General features: G+C 34.5%; 25 protein-coding genes and 2 tRNA genes. 9 read left to right on the top strand and 18 right to left on the bottom strand.

The annotated features are described in order from the left end of the window. The coding region (locus Q0Y61_RS08085) for a magnesium chelatase domain-containing protein (RefSeq protein ID WP_297814102.1) at positions 1-298 on the top strand (298 nt) is incomplete at its 5' end. 251 nt (positions 299-549) lie between these two features. Here the strand turns inward: Q0Y61_RS08085 and Q0Y61_RS08080 are convergent. From Q0Y61_RS08080 to Q0Y61_RS08000, 17 genes are all read right to left on the bottom strand, one after another. Beyond that, the gene (locus Q0Y61_RS08080) at positions 550-1,221 is read right to left on the bottom strand and encodes a di-trans,poly-cis-decaprenylcistransferase (RefSeq protein ID WP_297814101.1); all 672 of its coding nucleotides are present in this window, start codon (positions 1,219-1,221) and stop codon (positions 550-552) included. Further along, on the bottom strand, positions 1,222-1,980 hold the full coding sequence (locus Q0Y61_RS08075; RefSeq protein ID WP_297814100.1) for a hypothetical protein: 759 nt from the start codon (positions 1,978-1,980) through the stop codon (positions 1,222-1,224). Continuing rightward, positions 1,977-3,263: a bifunctional phosphopantothenoylcysteine decarboxylase/phosphopantothenate--cysteine ligase CoaBC gene (coaBC, locus tag Q0Y61_RS08070; RefSeq protein ID WP_297814099.1), complete on the bottom strand. Its 1,287-nt coding sequence runs from the start codon at positions 3,261-3,263 to the stop codon at positions 1,977-1,979. The genes Q0Y61_RS08075 and coaBC overlap by 4 nt, the downstream gene beginning before the upstream one ends. Positions 3,264-3,265: 2 nt before the next feature. Continuing rightward, the gene (gene mrdA, locus Q0Y61_RS08065; RefSeq protein WP_297814104.1) at positions 3,266-5,131 is read right to left on the bottom strand and encodes a penicillin-binding protein 2; all 1,866 of its coding nucleotides are present in this window, start codon (positions 5,129-5,131) and stop codon (positions 3,266-3,268) included. Next, positions 5,131-5,550: a hypothetical protein gene (locus Q0Y61_RS08060; RefSeq protein ID WP_297814098.1), complete on the bottom strand. Its 420-nt coding sequence runs from the start codon at positions 5,548-5,550 to the stop codon at positions 5,131-5,133. The genes mrdA and Q0Y61_RS08060 overlap by 1 nt, the downstream gene beginning before the upstream one ends. 11 nt (positions 5,551-5,561) lie before the next feature. Further along, entirely contained in the window at positions 5,562-6,095 is a 534-nt protein-coding gene (locus tag Q0Y61_RS08055) for a GNAT family N-acetyltransferase (protein WP_297814097.1), read from the bottom strand. Further along, a complete protein-coding gene (yihA, locus tag Q0Y61_RS08050; RefSeq protein WP_297814096.1) occupies positions 6,092-6,727 on the bottom strand; it encodes a ribosome biogenesis GTP-binding protein YihA/YsxC in 636 nt (211 codons plus the stop codon). Before yihA ends, Q0Y61_RS08055 begins: the two co-directional genes overlap by 4 nt. Then, positions 6,724-7,194 carry a lipopolysaccharide transport periplasmic protein LptA gene (gene lptA / locus Q0Y61_RS08045; protein ID WP_297814095.1) on the bottom strand — a complete coding sequence of 157 codons (471 nt, stop codon included), beginning with the start codon at positions 7,192-7,194 and terminating at the stop codon, positions 6,724-6,726. The genes yihA and lptA overlap by 4 nt, the downstream gene beginning before the upstream one ends. Next, complete coding sequence (locus Q0Y61_RS08040) at positions 7,191-7,766, bottom strand: hypothetical protein (protein WP_297814094.1); 576 nt, start codon at positions 7,764-7,766, stop codon at positions 7,191-7,193. The genes lptA and Q0Y61_RS08040 overlap by 4 nt, the downstream gene beginning before the upstream one ends. Beyond that, positions 7,750-8,244 (bottom strand): HAD-IIIA family hydrolase, encoded by a 495-nt coding sequence (locus tag Q0Y61_RS08035; RefSeq protein ID WP_297814093.1) that lies wholly within the window; start codon positions 8,242-8,244, stop codon positions 7,750-7,752. Before Q0Y61_RS08035 ends, Q0Y61_RS08040 begins: the two co-directional genes overlap by 17 nt. Continuing rightward, positions 8,241-8,813, bottom strand: a complete 573-nt coding sequence (hisB, locus tag Q0Y61_RS08030; protein ID WP_297814092.1) for an imidazoleglycerol-phosphate dehydratase HisB — start codon at positions 8,811-8,813, stop codon at positions 8,241-8,243. The genes Q0Y61_RS08035 and hisB overlap by 4 nt, the downstream gene beginning before the upstream one ends. Positions 8,814-8,851: 38 nt before the next feature. Continuing rightward, positions 8,852-9,550, bottom strand: coding sequence for a septal ring lytic transglycosylase RlpA family protein (locus Q0Y61_RS08025; RefSeq protein WP_297814103.1), 699 nt, complete (start codon positions 9,548-9,550; stop codon positions 8,852-8,854). 128 nt (positions 9,551-9,678) lie between these two features. Further along, complete coding sequence (locus Q0Y61_RS08020) at positions 9,679-10,758, bottom strand: lytic transglycosylase domain-containing protein (RefSeq protein WP_297814091.1); 1,080 nt, start codon at positions 10,756-10,758, stop codon at positions 9,679-9,681. 89 nt (positions 10,759-10,847) lie between these two features. After that, positions 10,848-11,321 carry a hypothetical protein gene (locus tag Q0Y61_RS08015; RefSeq protein WP_297814090.1) on the bottom strand — a complete coding sequence of 158 codons (474 nt, stop codon included), beginning with the start codon at positions 11,319-11,321 and terminating at the stop codon, positions 10,848-10,850. A 13-nt stretch (positions 11,322-11,334) separates the two neighbouring features. Beyond that, a complete protein-coding gene (locus Q0Y61_RS08010; protein WP_297814089.1) occupies positions 11,335-12,030 on the bottom strand; it encodes a lysophospholipid acyltransferase family protein in 696 nt (231 codons plus the stop codon). A 10-nt stretch (positions 12,031-12,040) separates the two neighbouring features. Beyond that, a complete protein-coding gene (miaB, locus tag Q0Y61_RS08005) occupies positions 12,041-13,363 on the bottom strand; it encodes a tRNA (N6-isopentenyl adenosine(37)-C2)-methylthiotransferase MiaB (protein ID WP_297814087.1) in 1,323 nt (440 codons plus the stop codon). A 12-nt stretch (positions 13,364-13,375) separates the two neighbouring features. Then, entirely contained in the window at positions 13,376-13,618 is a 243-nt protein-coding gene (locus tag Q0Y61_RS08000; protein WP_297814085.1) for an HP0268 family nuclease, read from the bottom strand. A 212-nt stretch (positions 13,619-13,830) separates the two neighbouring features. Between Q0Y61_RS08000 and nusA the strand changes: the two genes are divergently transcribed. The 8 genes from nusA (at position 13,831) to Q0Y61_RS07960 (ending at position 20,829) form a co-directional block, all read left to right on the top strand. Further along, entirely contained in the window at positions 13,831-14,958 is a 1,128-nt protein-coding gene (gene nusA / locus Q0Y61_RS07995; protein ID WP_297814083.1) for a transcription termination factor NusA, read from the top strand. A 130-nt stretch (positions 14,959-15,088) separates the two neighbouring features. Continuing rightward, positions 15,089-16,546 (top strand): peptidylprolyl isomerase, encoded by a 1,458-nt coding sequence (locus Q0Y61_RS07990; RefSeq protein ID WP_297814081.1) that lies wholly within the window; start codon positions 15,089-15,091, stop codon positions 16,544-16,546. A gap of 54 nt (positions 16,547-16,600) precedes the next feature. Continuing rightward, positions 16,601-18,007: a cell division protein FtsA gene (gene ftsA / locus Q0Y61_RS07985; RefSeq protein ID WP_297814079.1), complete on the top strand. Its 1,407-nt coding sequence runs from the start codon at positions 16,601-16,603 to the stop codon at positions 18,005-18,007. A gap of 23 nt (positions 18,008-18,030) precedes the next feature. Next, a complete protein-coding gene (gene ftsZ / locus Q0Y61_RS07980) occupies positions 18,031-19,206 on the top strand; it encodes a cell division protein FtsZ (RefSeq protein WP_297814077.1) in 1,176 nt (391 codons plus the stop codon). An 89-nt stretch (positions 19,207-19,295) separates the two neighbouring features. Next, complete coding sequence (locus Q0Y61_RS07975; protein WP_297814075.1) at positions 19,296-20,063, top strand: TSUP family transporter; 768 nt, start codon at positions 19,296-19,298, stop codon at positions 20,061-20,063. Positions 20,064-20,083: 20 nt separating this feature from the next. Beyond that, entirely contained in the window at positions 20,084-20,602 is a 519-nt protein-coding gene (locus tag Q0Y61_RS07970; RefSeq protein ID WP_297814073.1) for a DNA-deoxyinosine glycosylase, read from the top strand. Between the two features lie 70 nt (positions 20,603-20,672). Beyond that, positions 20,673-20,750, top strand: a tRNA-Met gene (locus Q0Y61_RS07965). Between the two features lie 2 nt (positions 20,751-20,752). Then, positions 20,753-20,829: transfer RNA gene (locus Q0Y61_RS07960), tRNA-Arg, on the top strand. Positions 20,830-20,910: 81 nt separating this feature from the next. On the opposite strand, the gene Q0Y61_RS09485 is transcribed toward Q0Y61_RS07960, so the two are convergent. Beyond that, positions 20,911-20,965 (bottom strand): DUF2972 domain-containing protein (locus Q0Y61_RS09485; protein ID WP_366517297.1); only part of this gene is annotated, 55 nt, incomplete at its 5' end.

Genomic DNA, 20,965 nt, shown 5'->3' with positions numbered 1-20,965 from the left:
TGATGTTTTTATTAATATCACGGGTGGAATCAAGATTTTAGAAACTGCAGCGGATTTAGCAGTTGTAGCGGCGATTCTCTCTAGCTTTCGTAACCGCGCACTCTCTAGTGGAAGTGTATTTTTAGGTGAAGTAAGCCTAGTAGGAGATATTAGAGATGTCTCAAATGTGGAAACAAGGCTCAAAGAAGCACTATCGCTTGGAATTACACGCGCGATTCTACCCAAAAAGCCCACCCAAGTTATCAACATAAAATGCTTTGAAGTGCAAGAAGTGACAAAAATTATTGATTGGATGTAGAGAGTTTATTTCATCATTCAAACTTACTTTCTCATCACGAGACATTTACCACTCTATCTCATCAAAAACGATACGAGAATAGAATCTAAAACCTTGATTGTGAATTGCTCACTCACAAGCATTGACTAGAAACTACTTTGAATGATAGGCTAACTTAACCAAATACCTACACTTTACCTATACTTGCAAACAAGGAGAAATAAAATCGTAAGTTAAACAATGATAGATTACAATAAGGATTAGAGATAGGCTTATAGCCCACCAAAGCGGCGATTTCTTTGATGAAATTCTATTATCATAGATTCTAATTCTTGTGTGCTAAAGTTTGGCCATAAAGTTTGAGTGAAAAATAACTCCGCATATGCACTCTGCCATAAAAGAAAGTTTGAAAGGCGCATTTCTCCACCTGTGCGCACCAACATATCCACATCTGGGATTCCACTTGTATCTAGCATCTTGGCAATCCCTTCTTCTTCAATCTCAAAATTTTCTTTTTGATTCAATTTTAAAAATGCGCGTCTTAATTCATCTTTTGCACCATAGTTTAATGCTAAAATCTGGGTTAGCCCGTTGCATTGTGCTTGTGTCTGCTCCTCTAAAGACTTGATTTCTTGTTGCAATTCCAAACTTAACTTGCTAATATCTCCAATACTTTTAAAGATAATATTAGATTGCAAATAAGTTTGTCGCTCTTTTATCAAATATTCTCCCAAAAGTTTCATCAAATATTCCACTTCTGCTTTGGGACGTTTCCAATTCTCTGTAGAAAAAGCATAAAGACTTAAATATTCTATATTACTTTTTGCACAAAACTCTGTGATTTCACGGATTTTCTTTGCACCCTCTTTGTGCCCAAAGATACGTGCCTTTAGATGCTGCTTTGCCCATCTACCATTGCCGTCCATAATCAATGCTAGGTGCATTTAACCCTCTAAATCCAACAAAGAATCGCTAAAGTCATATAAAGGAACGATTCCACTATCTACATTGATATTGGTTTCGTGAATAAATTCAAGCTCACTTAAATTTTCGCGTAACAAACGCGCCACCCCCTCATACATTACGCTAATATCTAACCTCACTCCTTCTTTAAAGTCCCAAAGTAATCCCCAAGTTGCGCCAAGATTTGCAAATACTGAATAAAACTCCAAGCATTCTTGCAAACCTATTCGTTTCTTCTTTATCTGCATTAACCCATCTTTGCTCTCCTCTTCATAATGCAAAGGAATCGTTAAGACTTTTTGTTTTAATGACATTAACATATGACTTAAAAAGGCAAATTCCCACCTAGATTCTGCATTTGCCAAACGCTCACTTAAAAACCCTCTCATCACATCAAAGGGATTCTCTCCTTTTAAAAACTCCTGCATTGCTTCACTACTAAGCTTTAATGGAATATTTTGCTCTTTTAGTAAATTTGGTTGTTTAATGAGATTTGAAAGCGTAATGGCTCCTGTGCTTCCACGTCCCATTTGAGCCCAGTATTTCCCCCCAATCTCTAGTTCTTTTAAGCTTTTTGTTTCCATTGCAATATTGCCAACTTTTAGCATATAGCGAATCCCTTGCATTTTTTCCATTACTTCTAATCTCATCGGAAGTGAAGAATTAAATTGCGTAGGCTTACCTACAGAATTTTGTAAAGTATTTTGGATTTGTGCAAGCTGACTTAGCTGCTTTATCATAAATTTTTCGCCTGTTGTAAGATTTTAAAAGCCAAGCTTAGTTTATCACAGAATCCTAAATCTATCACTAACGAATCTTGTATCCAAAAAATTTGATTATCAAGAGATTCTAATGGATTGCTTGATGAAGTAATCGTGTTTAAACAAATTGCGTCTATTTGCTTTTCTCTTAATGCGTTTCGTGCATTTTGGAGGTTTAAACTCTCATCAGTTTGTGATTCCAACTTAAAACCAATCGTTTTTTGCACTTTAGGTAAAGTAGCTAAAATATCTTTATTTTTTTGTAATTTTAGATTCCACATTTCGCCTATTTCTTGTTTTTTAAGCTTTCCTTGCACTCTTGTTGGGAGATAATCGCTAATTGCAGCACTCATAAATAAAAAGGATTCGCTACTTGTATGGAATAGATTTTTTTGCCAAGCAAGAATCGCATTTAAAAAATCTTCACTAGATTCTACACTCTGAATTTTTATATCTAGAGGCAAAGGATAGGGCATTTGTGAGCTGATAAAATAAACTTGTGCACCTAAACAATAAGCTGCAAGCGCTAATGATGCCCCCATTTTCCCACTAGAAAAATTAGAGAGATAGCGCACATCATCAAATGCCTCTTTGCTTCCTCCACCACTTACGCACACATTGCATTGCTCCCAAAAGGAATCCCTCATTAAACTACGCAACAGATAAAACACAATCTCTAATGGCTCCGCTAATGCTCCATATCCTTCAGTTCCACACGCTAACTCTTTAAATTGTGGTGGAATAATAAATCGCACACCATATTCATCAAAAAATTTTTTAAGCGAAGTTGTAGAATTATTCAACATTACACTATTTGCCGCAGGAGCAATCAGCTTAATTTTATTAAAAGCCAAAAAACTCTCTAACAAAACATTATCTGCGATTCCATTTGCAATTTTATTAAAAGTATTTGCACTACTTGGTGCAATTAAAAATGCATCTCCCCAAGTGGCAAGTTCAATATGGTTGCAAGGATTCTGCCCCCAGCTTTGCGTATTGTGCGTTAAAACCTGATAGTGCGAAATCGCCTCAAAAAGCAAAGGATTGATAAATTCTTGCGCACTTGGACTCATTACTACACGCACACTTGCACCCAATTTTTGCAAGATTCTCATCACTTCTAAAGATTTATAAATTGCAACACTACCGCATACACCCAAAATGATTTTTTTATCTTTCAACAGCTTTGGTAAAGATTCTATAAAATCTGTTGTTTGGATTAATGGTTGCATTGATTTTGTTTTGTTGATTTTGGATTCCATTGTTACTCCGCTTCTGCTTCAAAGTTGGAATCTGTAATATTTATAACCTTGGTATTTTTCGCACTACCACGAGGTTGCACATAGCCTAAATCTACCAATACATTTGCGAGTTTTGCAAGCACTGGACCTCCTGTTCCACTCCCACTTCCTCCGTGTTCCACCATTATGGTAATCACATAACGTGGGTTATCTGCTGGTAAAAAGCTAGTAATCCAAGCTTGTGAGCGGTGGAAATAATCCATATCTTTTTCTTTGATACGTTCTTTATCTGCTTGTGAAATACCTACAACCTGTGCTGTTCCTGTTTTACAAGCCAGATAAGCTTTAGACTCTCTTGTAGCTAAATTTGCTGTGCCACCTGCTTCTGAACAAACTTGACGCATTCCTTCCCTTAGAACATTTAATTTACTTTTTTGAAAGGCACTTAAGACATCTTTGGGTTCATAAACTATCTTTTGCTCTGACATCTCTTTTGCGAAATGAGGAGTGGGTAATTTACCACTAGCAATTAAAGCTGTATAATTAGCAATCTGCAAAGGTGTGGTTAAAAATAATCCTTGCCCAATAGAGCTAACTACATTATCGCCTGCATACCAATCTTGCTTAAAGCGCGATTTTTTGAGACTTGGGCTTGGCACAATCCCAGCAAACTCGTTGGGTAAATCTACTCCTGTTTTCTTTCCTAATCCCATAGTTTTTAACACTTTAGCAATACTTTCAAAATCTGTTTTCAGGGCAAGAATATAAAAATATACATCTACACTCCGCTTCAGTGCTTTATATAAATCTGCGCTTCCGTGTCCTTCTTTCTTCCAATCACGAAATTTTCTTCCTCCAAGCTCTATGAAAGCTGGAGTTTTTATCTCTGTCGTTTCACTAATCCCCGCATACTCTAAAAGAGCTAATCCCATCCCCATTTTAATGACAGAACCAGGTGGATACAAACCATTAATAAACTTATTAATGAGTGGTTTATAAGGACTATCGCGCAAAGCATTCCAATTTTCATAAGAAATTCCACCAACAAAATGATTTAAATCATACTCTGGATAACTCCCAGCAGCTAGAATTTCCCCATTTTGTGCGTCCATAATGATTGCTGCACCATTTTTATCCATAAAAATCTCGTCCATTGCAAGCTGAACCCTAATATCAAGTGTAGTAATGAGATTATGATTTTCAATTGCTTCCTTAAATGAAACTGCTTCTATTTCTTGATTTAATGCAGTTACTTTAATCACACGTTTCCCAACCTGACCTTGTAAATAACCATCATATTGCCTCTCTAAGCCCTCTTTACCAATATTTCCTGTATATTTAGCAATCGGTTGTTTATCAATGTCCTTTTGATTTGCCTTACTCACATAACCAATAATATGAGAAGCGGAAGTTAAATTAGGATAATATCTATGTGCGACAGGAATAATACGCAATATCTCACTTTGAGAGAGTTGAGTATAGTATTGTAAAATCAATTCTTGTTCTACAAATTCAATGATTGGAATGTCTTCGTGATTATAAGGAGAATCTTTACTGCGATATTTATTAATTAATTGTTCCTTAGAGTAATTTGGAAAGTAAATTAGAAGATTCTCTATTTCTCTCTCCAATAAAGGTAAATTGGAACGTAGAGAAAGTCGCGGGGGTAGAGCAAGCATAAAACCTACATTATTGGTTGCAAGTGGTTTGCCATTTCTATCTAAAATTTGCCCACGCACAGGTATAATATACTCTTCACGCAATATATTTTTCATTGCTTGGTCTTGAAAATAAGCTTGATTCAAAACGCTTAAATAAAAGACTCTAGCTAGCAACAATCCCCAAAACAAAAAAAAGATTACAAAAAGTATTGTTTTACGAACATTCATCATAAAATCCACATAAAGAACCAGATTAGCACAATTTCGCACATAACATAAAATCCAAGCCACCACGAAATTTTTGGTATATCAAACTCTAAAAAATATCCAAAAATATCCAAAAATACAAAATAACCAAAATACGCATAAGCAATAAAAAATGGAATAAAAATCTTACTATAACCAAAAAACTTACGAAATTTAGGTAACAAGATTCCAAAAGATGTTGCAATAAACAAAATTACACTTAAAAATGGCAACCCTTTGCTTGCTTCAAAATAAAGAAAAAATGGCACTAAAAAATAAAAACTCGTGAAATATTGCTCTTCATAATTTTCCTGTGTCAATACATACATTACCCCAAAAAGTGGAGGTAAAAAATAAAAAATATCCGTTAAGGCAACATAAATAACAAGCAAAATTATCAAAAAAAAGATTTTTAGATTTTTTTGATTAATGCTATTTCTTCGCATAGTGGAAAATGTTTGCATAAAATACAATCCGCCCATATTTTTTGATTTGGTATATTTTCTTTGCTAATTTCGTAAAATCCCAATTTTTCAAACAAAACGCGTTTATAAGTTAAAACTAAAATTTCTTTAATTCCAAGTGTTTTACCCTCACATTCACAATCCAAAATTAATGCACTTCCTACTCCTAGCCTTTGAACAGAAGGTGCAACCACAAGACTACGAATCTCTGCTAACTCCAAAGAATGGATATGCAAAGCGCAAAATCCTAACATTATAGGATTTTCTAGTGTATTTAGATTTCTAAATTCTAATTTTAACTTATCTTTGAGCATTTTGGTATCTTTTAAAACAGATTCTTCTTCCCAAGCTACACGATAAGAACGAATCATATTTGCCATTGTCTCCACACTTCTATCCAAAATCACACCACGTTCAACTTCTAGGCGAACAATTTCACGCATTTTATGAATATCCTCCAAAGTAGGTCGTGCAATAATCATAACATCCCCAAAACTTCTTTCCCAAATACATTTGCAATAATACAATCTGCTATTTTCTCTTGTTTTTCTCTTCTTAAGGAGCTAGAAAATAACGCTTTAGGAAAGGTGGTTTTCAGTTTATTTTGTTCCTTTGCATTCAGTTTGTCAAATTTTGTGAAAATCTGCAATAAATACTGGTCAGCTCTCAAAAATTGCGAAACGAATGAAACAAGATTAACATCAATTTCCAAGCCTGTATGGCGACTATCTACTAAATGCACAAATAGTCGGATACTATCACGTTTGCATAAAAACTCTACTAAATTGCGATTCCATAGTTCTTTTTGACTTTTTGCCACTTTAGCATAGCCAAAGCCCGGTAAATCTACCAACATAACCTTTAAAGTTTCAGATTCTAAACTATTGCCTTTTTCTTTCCACTCAGTTAGGAAGAAATTAATTAATTGCGTTTTGCCTGGTGTAGAAGAGCTTTTAGCAAGATTTTTTTGATGACAAATTAAATTAATCAATGTGCTTTTACCCACATTGCTACGTCCTAAAAAGGCTACCTCTGAAATCATTGGTGGGGGACATTGTGCAAGCGTTTGTGCAGAAGTTTGAAATCGTGCAGATTTTAAAATATAATGACTCATCTTAGCTCTTTTTCAAGTTTAAAAATTAAACGTGCAGGCTTATCTTCATTGCCTAAAACATTAATAAAGCCCTCTTTATGGCGAATAATAATTTTATCACCTCGCACAATATTATCTTTCGCTGGTTCTTTGACAACTGCATTTCCTAAAATCTGGTATTCTTGGTTGGAAGGCAAATAAAGTGCCTCATTAGCCTGTCCTTCAATTTTGCGTCCATCTTTTAAAGTAAGCCAAAAGCGCACATCGCCAATTGCTTGCATTTTCTTTGGACGATTATTAGAATCAAGATAGATAAAAGCCTCATTAGCCTTTAGTCGGTCTTTTGCGCGTTTTACTTCCACATTACCTTTAAGCCGCGTTAGTTTGTTCTGCTCATCGCCGATTAATTCTTTAGCACTCACTTCAATTTCATTTGCCCATACAAAATGACTTAAAATTACTAGGGAAATTCCGATAAAGACTTTCATTCATTTTCCCTTAAAATTCCATAAATATTTTTTGCATAGACTTTGTTTTCTTTGTAAATAATATTTTGTCCGCGAATTTTGTAGCTCTTATCTAAAATAATAAATTCCCCCTCACCTTTTAATTCTTTCTTATCAGGATTATATCTTGCAACTTGACTCCAAAATTCTGTCCCATCACGTTTATAATTCACACCTCGTGGAAAAAAAATCTCTTGATTGTCATAAAGAGCAAAGCTAGATTGCAAATTCTCCTGAATGCCTTGATTAGCTTTAGAATCTGCATTAGGAAAAGTGAAATTTATAATGCCAAAATGCTCCAATTCATTTAATTTTTGAGAGTTCTCACTTGCTTTTTTACCAAATGCAACCACACTTACACCTTGTGCGCCGATTCTATAATATTCAAAGTCAAATATTTCAAACTTTGCAATTTCGTTTAACTTCTCTTGAGTTTGCATTTCTTTCTTACTTAAAATCACGACCATTATAAGACTAAAAATACATAAAAAAATAAAAAATATCGGCACTAAACGACCACTTTTGAGTTGATTAATTTTAAGCAAAGATTTCATAGAAACAAACTTGTAACTTCTCTTTTTTAATCAACCAATTAATCATCTCACGCACTGCACCATTGCCACCTTTACTCTTCAAGACTTTATGCACACTTTGTTTAACCTCTTTAACTGCATCAGAGGGTGCAAAAGAATACTTAACAAGTCTTAACATACTCAAATCATTTAAATCATCACCAATAATTGCAACTTCCTTAAATGAGAGATTTGCTTCTTTTAAAATTTCTTCTAACACTTTTGCTTTATGACGCACACCTTGTTTTAAATATGTGATCTTAAGCTCATCTGCTCGGTTTTTAACTATTTGAGATTCTCTGCCTGTAATAATTGCGACTTTTCTTCCAAGCTTAAGCCAAGCTGCAATGCCCAAACCATCTTTAACATTAAATGCCTTAATCTCTGCACCCTCATTAGTATAAATGATTTTTCCATCACTCAAAGTGCCATCAACATCTAAGACGATTAATTGAATCATAAAACGCCTTTCGTGCTTGGGATCCCAAGCGTTTCATTTTTGGCACTTGCTCTACGCAAAGCTACTGCAAATGCTTTAAAAGTAGCCTCTATTAAATGGTGTTTATTTTTGCCTCGTTTTTTAATGATATGTGCAGAGATTCCAGCATTTATAACCACTGCACGAAAAAATTCTTCTACTAATTCACAATCAAAATTACCCACTTTACCTGCTGTATTTAAGTCAAAAACTAAAAAGGGGCGGTTACTAAGGTCTAAATCACATTCTACACACGCTTCGTCCATAACAATAGAAGCATTCCCAAATCGTTCAATTTTTTGAATAGGAAAAAGCAAGTTTTTAAGCAAAGTTCCAAGAACAATTCCACAATCTTCCACACTATGATGAAAGTCTACTTCCAAATCCCCGTCACATTGTAATTTCAAATTCCAATTTGCGTGCTTACAAAGCGATTCTAACATATGATTAAAAAACCCAATATTTGTTGAAATCTCTGCTTTCCCCTCACCATAAACTTCTAAAGTCGCAGTGATTCGTGTTTCTCTTGTATTACGTGTAAGAGTTTTCATATCTGCCTTTCTTAAATAATAACTTAGGAGTCCTTATGCTAATCTGTTGTAATAAATGCCCCAGCAATTTTTTCTGAAGCAATAAAATCTCTTGCTTCTGCTTCGCTTTTAAATCCACTTAACATTACACGATAAATTGTAGCTTCCTTTAACAAATATTCTCTAATGACGACTTGATAACCATATTTATTTGCGTGTTTTTTCTGATAATTTTTTGCTCCCTCTTTATTTTTAAAAGCACCAATTTGCACAAGAAATTGCGAGAGTTGCATACTCTCTTGTGTATGTGCAATTTTATATTCACTCTGAGCAAGGGTTTCTTGATTTAAGGGCATAGAATCTGAAATTGCTCCATTAAACCCAATCACTTCCAAGCGCACGCGTGCTGTGCCTTTGCCAACCATTTCAATATCTTGTGCCGCACTATTGGATAAATCAATAATTCTTCCTGTTATAAATGGACCGCGGTCATTAATGCGCACAATGGTAGATTTACCATTCTCTTTGCTCGTTACACGCACAATAGTATTCATAGGTAAAGTTTTATGGGCGGCAGTGTGAGCATACATACTATAAGTTTCACCATTAGAAGTTTTTTTGCCGTGAAATTTTGGACCATACCAACTTGCGATACCATCATAAGTTTCACCTAATGCCACATTTGTTGGATAATACCACTTTCCATTGACTTTATAAGGTTTCATTGTGGCTTTATGTGCTTGCTTGCTGGTATTCATTACTCCATAATTTGGTGCTGTGTTAGAATCTCTACTCATAGAAGGATTATAATGAACATTGCTTTCTCCCAAAAAACAGCCGCCTAAACCAAGCATTACTAAACTAAGCAAGATTCCGCAAAGATTCCTCACGCCTTATCCTTATCCAAAGGAATGATAATTTCTTGATTGACAGAAAGAGAATTGACATTTTTAATAGCATTATATTGAGTGATGCGTTTGCTTGGCACTCCATAACGTTTAGCAATAGAATGGATTGTCTCTCCCTTACTCACACGATGGACTAGATAGGGTTTCACTTGGATTTTTCCTTGATTTTGTGCTTTCTCTTTATAGTGCGCTAAAGACTGATAAGGCACATACACAGGATAGGTTTTTGCATAAGTTGGTGTCATATTACGTTTGAATTGCGGGTTATAATATTTTAAATTTGCTAAACTCAACCCTGCTTGAGAGGCAATTTTGTTAAGAGGCGTTGCTGGAGGAACATCAATGGAAGCAAGCAAGGAATTTGCCCCACGATTCAAAAAATAATCATAATCATTAGTTTTTAATGTATTTACATTATGAAACATTAAAGAAACGGAGAGAATCTTACGGATATACATACGGCTTTCAAGGGGAATATATTTAATCTCTGGGTCTAAAAGCACACTAAGTGAATCACTACCTGCCTCATTAATTGCGCGTTTTAGACGCCCATCACCACAATTATAAGCAATGGCAGCAAGATACCATTTACCAAAACTTTCTTTTAAATATTTAAGGTAAGCAATGGCGGCTTTGGTTGATTTAATAGGGTCCTTGCGCTCATCAATTTGCGAATTAATTTCTAATCCTAGAGATTTTGCGGTTTTTGGCATAAACTGCCACATTCCCATTGCACGTTTCTTAGATTTCGCAGTAAGAGAGAATCCAGATTCAATCATTGCAAGATATAAAAACTCTTGTGGAATCCCCTCTTTTAAAAACATTTCTTTTAGCGTGGGGATAAATTCATAGCCACTTTTGAATTTTTCTAACAAATAATCTTGTCGCTTGTCGCTTAAAAAGGAATTCTTGACATCAATAAAATATTCATTATTCAAAAATTCTGGTTCAACATCAAAAGTTTTTAAAACTTCCTCACTACGAGTATCATAACCCATTATATCAAATTGAGCGAATCCAAAAGTTACCATCAATAAAAGGGAATAAAAAATTTTCATAAGGATACCTTAAAAAATGTTTAATTAATGCGAGAATTAGATTCTATCCAAAATTTATAAAGTTTTCAATAAAAAATACTAAAATATGCTTATTTTATTTGATTTTGTAAAGATTGCTGTGCCTCTTGCAAGCGATTCTTTAATTGCAAAAACCATTCCTGATATTGCGTAAGCTGTATCTTCTCGGTTTCATTAGGATTATTTATCATTAAAACCGCACGGTAATCTTTATCAAACTCCTCTACAATCCAACGCAATTGCAAAAATTCTTGTGGGCTTAGACTACCTTGCTTTAAAATTTCCAAAGCCAGCTCATAATTTTGCTTTGTTTTTTGCAAAAGATTTTGGATATTTAAACGTTGTTTTGCTTGACTAAAGATACCTAGAGCAGAACGATTATAAGGGTCTGCCTCTAAAGCTTGAGCTGAAAGATGATAAGAAGTCTCAAAATTACCCTTTACAAATTCTTTTTTAGCTTCACGACTTAAATGATAAGAGGTAGAGAAATAAAAATATCCCGCAATTAAAAGGCACAATCCGATACTGCATACTATCCATTTCATTGCTAAATATTCCTTAAAGTCTGTTAAAGTTATCTTCTTCCATTTTGGACTGAATGAATCTCTTTGCCTCATCTAATTCTAAAGATTCTATATTTAAAGGTTCTTTAATCACACAAAATACTTTGCTAAAGGGCTTAGGGATTTTGAATCTATCCCAACTTTTAAATTCCCAAGCATTTTGACAAATAACCCTTGAAATCACTATGGGCGATTTGGATTTCTGTGCTAAAAGCACAATTCCATCTGCTATACTATGATAAGGACCACGTGGCCCATCAGGTGTAATGGCGATATATTCTTGACACTCTAGTTTCTTAACCGCACTCAAAAGCGCACGGATTCCTCCTTTAGAGCTTGAACCACGTAGAGAATCAATACCAAAATACCCAATGGTTCTACTAATCAAATCTCCATCAAAATGCTGACTAATCAACACGGAAACTCTTTGGTGGCAAGTTAAAAATTTATGATATATTAAGGGTTGTAATAGCAACTCTCCGTGCCAAAATGCAACAATAAATATTTGATTATGTGCAATTTTATCCTTTACTTCTGGAGAAACTCGAAATTCAAAACGCACCAAATAAGATAAAGATTTAATGGCAAAAGCAAAAATTGGCGGCAAGATTCTTGTTAAAATTTTGCGATTCTTATTTTTAAGAGTTTTTTTAAAGCTTTGAAATTTTACTTGATAATTTATAACACCCATTCTTCATCATTTATTCAACAATCTCGCCTAAAAGCTGCGCACCTTTGACCTTGCTAATTTTTACCTTATAAATCTCCCCAACTAAATTGCTCTCTGACTTAACACGCACGAGCTTGTTAGTATCACTTCGTCCTTCAAACAAAGCATTTGCTTCGTCAAAGCTTTCAAACAAAATTTGATGAATCTTTCCTAATTGCTTAGCATTCTCTTCAGCTAAGATTTCTTTATGCCTATCTTTTAAACACATAAGGCGATTTTTCGCAACTTCCTCATCTATCAACTCTAAGCTTTTATCTATTTCTAGCCATTTTTGCGCCTGTGTATGTGGTCTAGCAGAGTAAATAAAGCTATAAAGAGTATCAAAACGCACTTTTTCTAACATTTCTAAGGTATCCAAAAAGTCCTTTTCGCTCTCTGTTGGGAATCCTACAATAATATCTGTGCCAATGCTTAAATGTGGAATCAATGAACGCATTTTTTCTACACGATTTAAAAACCATTCTTTTGTATATCCACGTTTCATTCTTTGTAAAATCGCATTGGAACCACTTTGTAATGGCATATGAATTGCTTTGCAAATCTTGGGATTTTGAGCAAATTCTAAGATAAAATCATCATCCATATGCAAAGGATGTGGTGAGGTAAAGCGAATGCGTTCTAAGCCATTAATCTGTGAAATTTCATTCAAAAGCTGTGTAAAATTAATGGAACGATGTTTGTTTGTAAATCGCTTACCATAATTATTCACATTTTGACCAAGAAGAAGAATCTCTTTCGTCCCATTTTCCACCATACGCTTTGCTTCATTTAAAATCAATGCTGCCGGGATAGAAATCTCATTTCCCCTCGTATGAGGAACAATACAATAAGTGCATTTTTTATCACAACCAATAGAAATATTAATCATACCCTTTAAAGTAGAATTAAAATTTTGACTAAAGACATAAGTGCTATCATCATAATCAATATCCACCCAAGCAACACGTTTTTGGTGAATAATTTGCGTAATTTTGGAAACATTGCGTGCGCCAAGCACAAAATCAACCGGTTTGGAACGTTTAAGAATCGTATCACCTAAATGACTTGCTGTGCAACCACAAACCCCGATTTTTGCATTTTGTTTTTTGAGTTTTGCGTATTGTCCAATTTCAGAAAATAGCTTTTTCTCTGGTTTTTGACGCACTGAACAAGTATTAATTAAAATCAAATCTGCTTCTTTTGGGTCTTGAGTTAAAGAATAATGCTCCTTTTCTTCTAGCTCTGCAATGATATGCGCACTATCACGCTCATTCATTGCGCAACCAAGCGTTTCAATATAAAGTTTTTTCTTCACAAAAAGCTACTTCTATAGAATATGCATCTCATACATATAGTCACTTTCATCTAATCCATAGCGAACTTCACGAAAATATGCACGTTTGCCTTTTTTTTCAAAATATTCCAACAAAGACTGCATATCTTTATGAGAATTTTCTTTATCACAATAAAAAATATCCGTATTCTTTTGCTCCAGCATTTCTTCTAGTTTTTTAATTGTAACTTTAATTGGCTTTTCATTAATGTGTTCTCGTGCTAACTTAATATCCATACTTTTACCCTTGACTTTTTAGAAAAATATTTAATTATACATATATTTTACTTAAAGATTAATTCAATATTAACTTTTTTTAAGAGAGTTTTAATTTCAAAATAAAATTCTAAAGTTTAAAGTAAAGCCCTTATAAAGAAAATTTAAGCTAGAATCAAAAATTATTTTTTAATATTTTTACAATTACAAAACAGATGATTGAAGGATAAATTTTGGAAAAAATACTAGATATTATTGAAGGAATTGCTTATGAAAAGGGACTTCCTATTGAAAGTGTTACGGAAGTAGTTAAAGAAGCTGTCATTAAAATTGCTAAAGAAACTTTAGACTCTAAAATTTCTTATGAAGCAGAAATTGATAAAAAAAATAAAACGCTTCATCTTTATCAAGTGATTAGTGTATGCGACAACGATAGTCCTAACGCAGAAGATAAAAACAATTTTATCCCTTTAAGTGAAGCCAAAAAACACGATAATGAAATTAAAGCGGGTGATGAATTGCGCTACGAATTAAGTTTAGAAGATATGAGCAGGAGTGCTGTAAATACTCTTTTTAGGGAGTTTGAATATAAAATTCAACGTTTAATTGAAGCACAACTTTTTGACAAATATAAATCAAAAGTTGGAAAAATCGTTAGTGGAAATGTCGTGCGAATTGACAACTTAGGTAATACCTATGTAGAAATTGATGAAATTCGCGCAATTCTACCTAAAAAAAATCGTATTAAAGGAGAAGAATTTAACGTTGGGCAGGTGATTGGTGCGGTGCTTAAACACGTAGGTATTAACCGACAAAACGGAATCACAATTGAATTAAGTCGCACTACACCTAAAATGCTAGAAGAGCTTTTAAGACTAGAAGTGCCAGAAATCAAAGATGGGGAAGTAGAAATTGTTAATTGTGCAAGGATTCCAGGAGAACGCGCTAAAGTTGCTTTAAAAACTACTTCAACAAAAATTGACCCCGTAGGTGCAACCGTTGGAATTAAAGGTGTGCGAATTAATGCGGTTTCAAAGGAATTAAAAAATGAAAGTATTGATTGCATAGAATATGCTGCACAACCTGAAATCTATATTGCACGCTCACTTTCTCCCGCACTTGTAATGAGTGTTACTTTGGAAGATAATAAAGCAATTGTCAGCATTACAAGTGAACAAAAACCAAAAGCCATTGGTAAAAGTGGAATCAATATTCGCCTAGCTTCTATGCTAACAGGCTTTGAAATTGAACTTAAAGAAATTAATAATTTAACCCAAAATATACAAAATACCAATGAAAACAATATGCAAGAAGTAGTAAAAAATAATCTTGATATTCTTTCTTCGCTCTTTAAAGAATAATTTTAAAAAGTCCAATGATGATTTTTACCGCTTTTTAAATGTTTTTAGAATAGAATGCGCATTTTAATTAATCAGGATTCTTAATAAAACAAGTTAAAATGAACATAATTTTAAAGAATATGGAGTTCTTATGATTGGCTGGATGCAAAAGCACAAAAAATACTTAATTATCACAATTTGGATTAGCACAATCGCCTTTGTAGGTGCAGGATTTGTAGGCTGGGGAAGTTATAGCTTCTCAAGTACGAGTAATATAGTTGCTATTGTAGGGGACAAGCAAATTAGCGTTGAAAAATTACAACGCGAATATACCAAACTTTACAACCTGTATAATCAGCTATTTAATGGCACACTAGATAACGAACAAGCAAAAAAAATAGGAATTGAAGAGCAAGCATTAAATAACCTTATTTCGCGTGCTTTAAGACTCAATTATGCTTATGATTTAGGTTTGCGCGTCAGCAAAGAAGAAGTGATTAATGCCTTAACTGCAATGGATACTTTCCAAAATAATGGTAAATTTGATAATGAAATCTACAAACGACTTTTAGCGGATAATCAACTACGCCCTAAAGACTTTGAAGAGGAGCTAAGTGAGGGTTTATTGCTTGAAAAACTAAATGCTATTTTAGAGATGCCACTCACTCCACTTGAGATTCAAATGATGAGTGCGATGTATTTCACAGAAGACCGCGTCAAAATCCATATTCTCAAACAATCAGATATTTCCTTTACTCCAACACAAGAAGCGATTAAAAAATATTGGGAAGAGAATCAAGATATTTATCAAACAGAACGTGGCTATGAAATCGCAAGTATCTTAATCTCTCCCAATCAAATAAAAGCAAATGAAGAGAATCTTAAAAAATATTACGAAGATTTCAAAAATCAATTTTTAAATGCCAACGGACAGCTTTTGCCTTTTAAAGAAGTCAAAGAACAAGTATTAGAAAAATACAAAGACTCTCAAGCCGAAAAAGAATCTTTAAAAGAATATATTTCTTTGCGTAAAGGGGAAAATTCAAATGCCAAACTTAGCACGATTTATGAAGGTGATGCAAACTATGGAATAGAGTTTCTTAATTTACTTAGCCAAGCCAAAGAGCAAAGCACACTAAAACCTATAAAAGTCAAAGAAGGCTACATTACTGCAAAGGTAATAAAAATTATTCCAAGTAAGCCAAAATCCTATGAAGATGCTAAGTCAGATGCAACAGAAGATTTTGTAAATTTTGAAAAAGCAAAACTATTAGAAGAAAAAGCCAAGGCGCACTTAAAAGACTTTAAAGGTGTGGATATAGGCTATCTAAGTCGTGAAAGTCGTGTGAATCTAACGGGCTTAGACGAACAAGAAAGCCAAGATTTCATTTCCCAACTTTTTACTAAAACACAAACAAAAGACTATATTTTCTTAAAAGATAAAATAATTTTATATGAAATCCTTGACCAAAAACTAAAAAATTCTGATATAATTGAGAAAAATTTAGATTTTTTAACGCAAAGCGGTATGCAAGCTAAATCGCGACTCGTTGATATTGCTTTTATGGAACATTTATTAAAAATTTATAAAATTGTTAAAAAAATCTAAAAAATGCTAAAATACGACACTCATACAGAAACGAATTGTATCAAAGGAAAGGATTTGGAGCAAACACTCTTAAGTATTGATATAGGTTCAACAAAAATCTGCGCAATTATTGCCACTTGCAAAGACGAAATTCCTCATATCATTGGGATAGGATTCCATAAATCACAAGGATTAAAAAAGGGTTCTATCACCAACATAGAACAAGCAAGTCGTGCAATTAAAGACGCAGTTAATGATGCAAGACGCGTGGCAGGCACGAATATCAATAAAGCGGTCATTTCAATCTCTGGTGCTTATACTAAAAGCACAGATAGCTCTGGAATCGTTAATATCCCCAATAACGAAATAGGGGTAAAAGAAATTAATCGCGTTATTCAAACGGCACTTTATAACGCATCAATTCCTAGTGAATATGAGGTCGTTCATATCCTACCTTATAACTTTAAATTAGATGACCAAGATTTCATTGATGACCCAATGGGAATGAGTGGGAATCGTCTAGAAGTTTCTGTGCGTATTATTACTGCACAGAGATCAAGTTTAGGAAATCTTAAAAAAGCAATTAGAAGTGCCGGGATTGAGATTGAAAACATTGTGCTTTCCTCTTATGCTTCTTCAATTGCTGTTTTAAGTGAAGATGAAAAAAATCTAGGTGTTGCGTGTATAGATATGGGTGGAAGCACTTGCGAATTGATGATTCACGTTGGAAACTCTCTACGTTACAATGATTTTCTAGGTGTGGGTTCTAATCATATCACAAATGATTTAGCAATGGCTTTGCATACACCACAATCCATTGCCGAACAAGTTAAGATTCAATATGGTGGTTTTTCCAAAGCTTCAGAAGATAAGGAAAATTTAATAGAGATTCCAAGCATAGGGGGTAGTGATAGTGGCAAACATCAAGTTTCGCTTGCTGCTGTGCATAATGTCATCTATGCTCGGGTAGAAGAAACTTTAATGATTCTAGCCAAATCTTTAGAACATAGTAATTTAAAGGATCAACTAGGGAGTGGTGTAGTGCTAACAGGTGGTATGGTGCAACTTGATGGAATCCGTGATTTAGCAGCAGCACTTTTTAATGCACCTGTTCGCCTTGCTAAACCAATGGAGATTGATGGCTTATTTACTGACTTAAAAGGACCAGAATGTTCTACTGCTATTGGTCTTATTCTTTATGCTTCAGGTAAATATACAAACTATGAAATTGATTCAGAAAAACGTATCCGCTATCGCAATGAAAAACTAGAGGAAGAGACTACACAATTTCAAAAAAATATTCACCTCATTAATCCATTGCAGGAAAAGGAATCCAATATTATAAATCCTGTTAATAGTGTGCCAAAAAGCGCAGCAGATATTAAACAAGATTTAAGCAATATCACAGAAATCAAAAAAATCCAAGCCAAAAGCAACAATCTTTTTGGGCAATTATGGCAAAAACTTACCCAAATGTTTTGATTTAATTTAGGAGGAATACAACAATGATAGAGATTCAAGAAGTTAGTCCAAAATTCGGTGCAAATATTAAAGTTATCGGTGTTGGTGGTGGTGGTAGCAATATGGTAGGACACCTCATTGATACAGGCACTTATGAAGGGATTGAATTAGCTGTTGCAAATACAGATGCACAGGCAATTAGTAGTTCAACTGCACCCATTAGAATCCAACTAGGTGCAAAACTTACCAAAGGCTTAGGTGCAGGTATGAAGCCACAAGTAGGCAAAGATGCAGCACTAGAAAGCTATGAAGAATTAAAACAATTTTTAGAAAACACTGACATTGTGTTCATTTCTGCTGGACTTGGTGGTGGGACAGGCACAGGTGCAGCTCCGGTTATTGCTAAAGCCGCAAAAGAAGTTGGTGCATTAACGGTTTCTATCGTAACTAAGCCATTCCGATGGGAAGGAAGACAGAGGGCAAAACTCGCGGAAGAAGGATATAGAGAACTTAAAGCGGAAAGTGATTCCATTGTTGTAATTCCTAATGAAAAACTCCTTTCTATTGTAGATAAAAATCTTGGATTAAAAGATAGCTTTAGAATCGTAGATGATGTGCTTGCACGTGCAGTTAATGGAATGAGTGGCGTGATTTTATCTCATAGCGCAGGAGATATTAATGTGGATTTTGCCGATGTTAAAACTGTGATGAATCATAAGGGAATGGCATTAATGGGTATTGGCGAATCAAGCGGAGCAGATGCGGCTAAAGAGGCAATTAAAATAGCAATTGAATCTCCTTTATTTGATAATATGTCCATTAATGGTGCCAAAGGTGTTTTGGTGCATTTTTATATCAATCCAGATTACCCATTAACCGAAATTTCAAATGCGATGGATATTATTTATAGCAATACAGACCCAGAAGCAGAAGTGATTTTTGGGACAACTTCTGATACAAGCATTGAACGTGATAAAGTCAGAATTACTATTGTCGCCACAGGATTTGAACGCGAGGCAACACAATCTGCTCCTAACACACAAGAAACAAATAATAATGAAGATAGCTCTACATTAAAACTCGTTAATCCAAAGGATATGAGCCAAAAAATTAATCAGCAAGACAGCATTACACTTGCTAGAAAAAAGGTCAGTGGTGGAGAATTTGCCAATGATGACTTCTTGGATATTCCTGCATTTTTACGCCGACAAATGGATTAATCTTTCTCATTTTACTAGTTAAGAAGCTAGTAAATGATAGACAAACTAACTGCTATAATTTTAAGCTAAGAGAGATTTAGGGAGTCAATATGCAAGAATTCTTATCCAATCTTGATATTTTTATGCTCTTATTCTTATTTGGTGCAGGATTTATAGCAGGATTTATAGATTCCATTGCAGGGGGTGGAGGAATGATAACAATCCCAGCACTTCTCCTTAGTGGAATCCCTCCGCTTGAAACCTTAGCCACCAACAAACTTCAAGCATCTTTTGGGAGCTTTTCAGCAACACGACATTTTTATAAACGAGGCTATTTGGATATAAAGCACTCTTTTCCTTTGGCAGCACTTGTTTTTATATTTTCAGCACTCGGCACGATTAGTGTGCAATTTATCCAAGCAGATTCTCTCTCCAAAATTCTACCTTTTTTAATCCTCCTTTTTGGGATCTACTTTTTATTCTCACCCAAAATTAGAGAGGAGCAAAAAGCAACTACTCTTCATAAGGGATTCTTGATTCTAACACTTGCTTGCATTGGTTTTTATGATGGATTTTTCGGACCCGGCACAGGCTCATTTTTAATGTTAGCATTGATTCTTCTAGGAGGATTTGGACTTACCCAAAGCCTTGCACAAGCTAAATTTTATAATTTCTCTACCAATATTGCTTCGCTCCTCTTTTTTGCTTTTGGAGGAAAAATACTTTGGGGAGTTGGGCTTGTGATGGCATTAGGGCAATTTATTGGTGCGAATTTAGGCTCAAGGACAGCAATTCGCTATGGAATCCGCATTATCAAACCTTTAATTGTGCTAGTTTCTTTTATAATGGCAGCTAAATTACTCTATGAGCAATTTTAGTATGTATTTAGGGGTAACCAATGTCTAATCTAGCCAAAACTTTAGAATCTATACGCCATCCCTTAGAACCCATCAAAGATTCTAACTCCAAAATTTTAATTTTAGGTTCTTTTCCCTCTGTTGCTTCAAGGGAGCAAGGCTTCTATTATTCCCACCCACGCAATCGTTTTTGGGAAGTGCTTGGGAGATTATTTCAATACGATACTTTAAAAACAAGGAATCGTGAAGAAAAAGAAACTTTTTTATTAGCACAAAAAATCGCACTTTATGATGTTTGCATAGAATGTGAGATTACAAATTCTAGTGATGAGAGTATCAAAAATCCTAAACTAGCTCCTTTGGAATCCCTATTGCAAAATACACAAATTCAGCATATTTTCACAAATGGCAAAAAGGCAACACAAATTTATCAAAGAAACTTCCAAAAAATTCCTTTGCCCTACACTTACCTGCCCTCTACTAGCCCTGCCAATGCACGATATAACTTTGATAAACTTTGCCAAGAATGGGATAAAATCCTCACTCCTCTACAAAGTTAAATACCGAATCCCTAGGCTTTAATACCATTTTAAAGAAAAAAGGATAAAATTTCACTTCAGCTTTTGGTATGCCAAGGTAGCTCAGCTGGTTTAGAGCGCTGGTCTCATAAGCCGGAGGTCGGGGGTTCGAGTCCCCCCTTTGGTACCAATGCGCTCATAGCTCAGCTGGATAGAGCAACGGCCTTCTAAGCCGTAGGTCAGAGGTTCGAATCCTCTTGGGCGTACCACCTTTTCATTCTGAAACTTGCCTTTAGCTTGTGAAAAATCTAAGAGTCTAATACTTCTTGTAAGAACAATCTTTATATCATTTAATCCATTTCTTCACACATTCTGACAAACTCTTGATAATATTTCCAAGATTGG

Source organism: uncultured Helicobacter sp., from assembly GCF_947367035.1.
Taxonomy (GTDB): domain Bacteria; phylum Campylobacterota; class Campylobacteria; order Campylobacterales; family Helicobacteraceae; genus Helicobacter_D.
The sequence above is the reverse complement of the archived record's forward strand: the minus strand, read 5'-3'. Positions and strand labels throughout refer to the sequence as shown.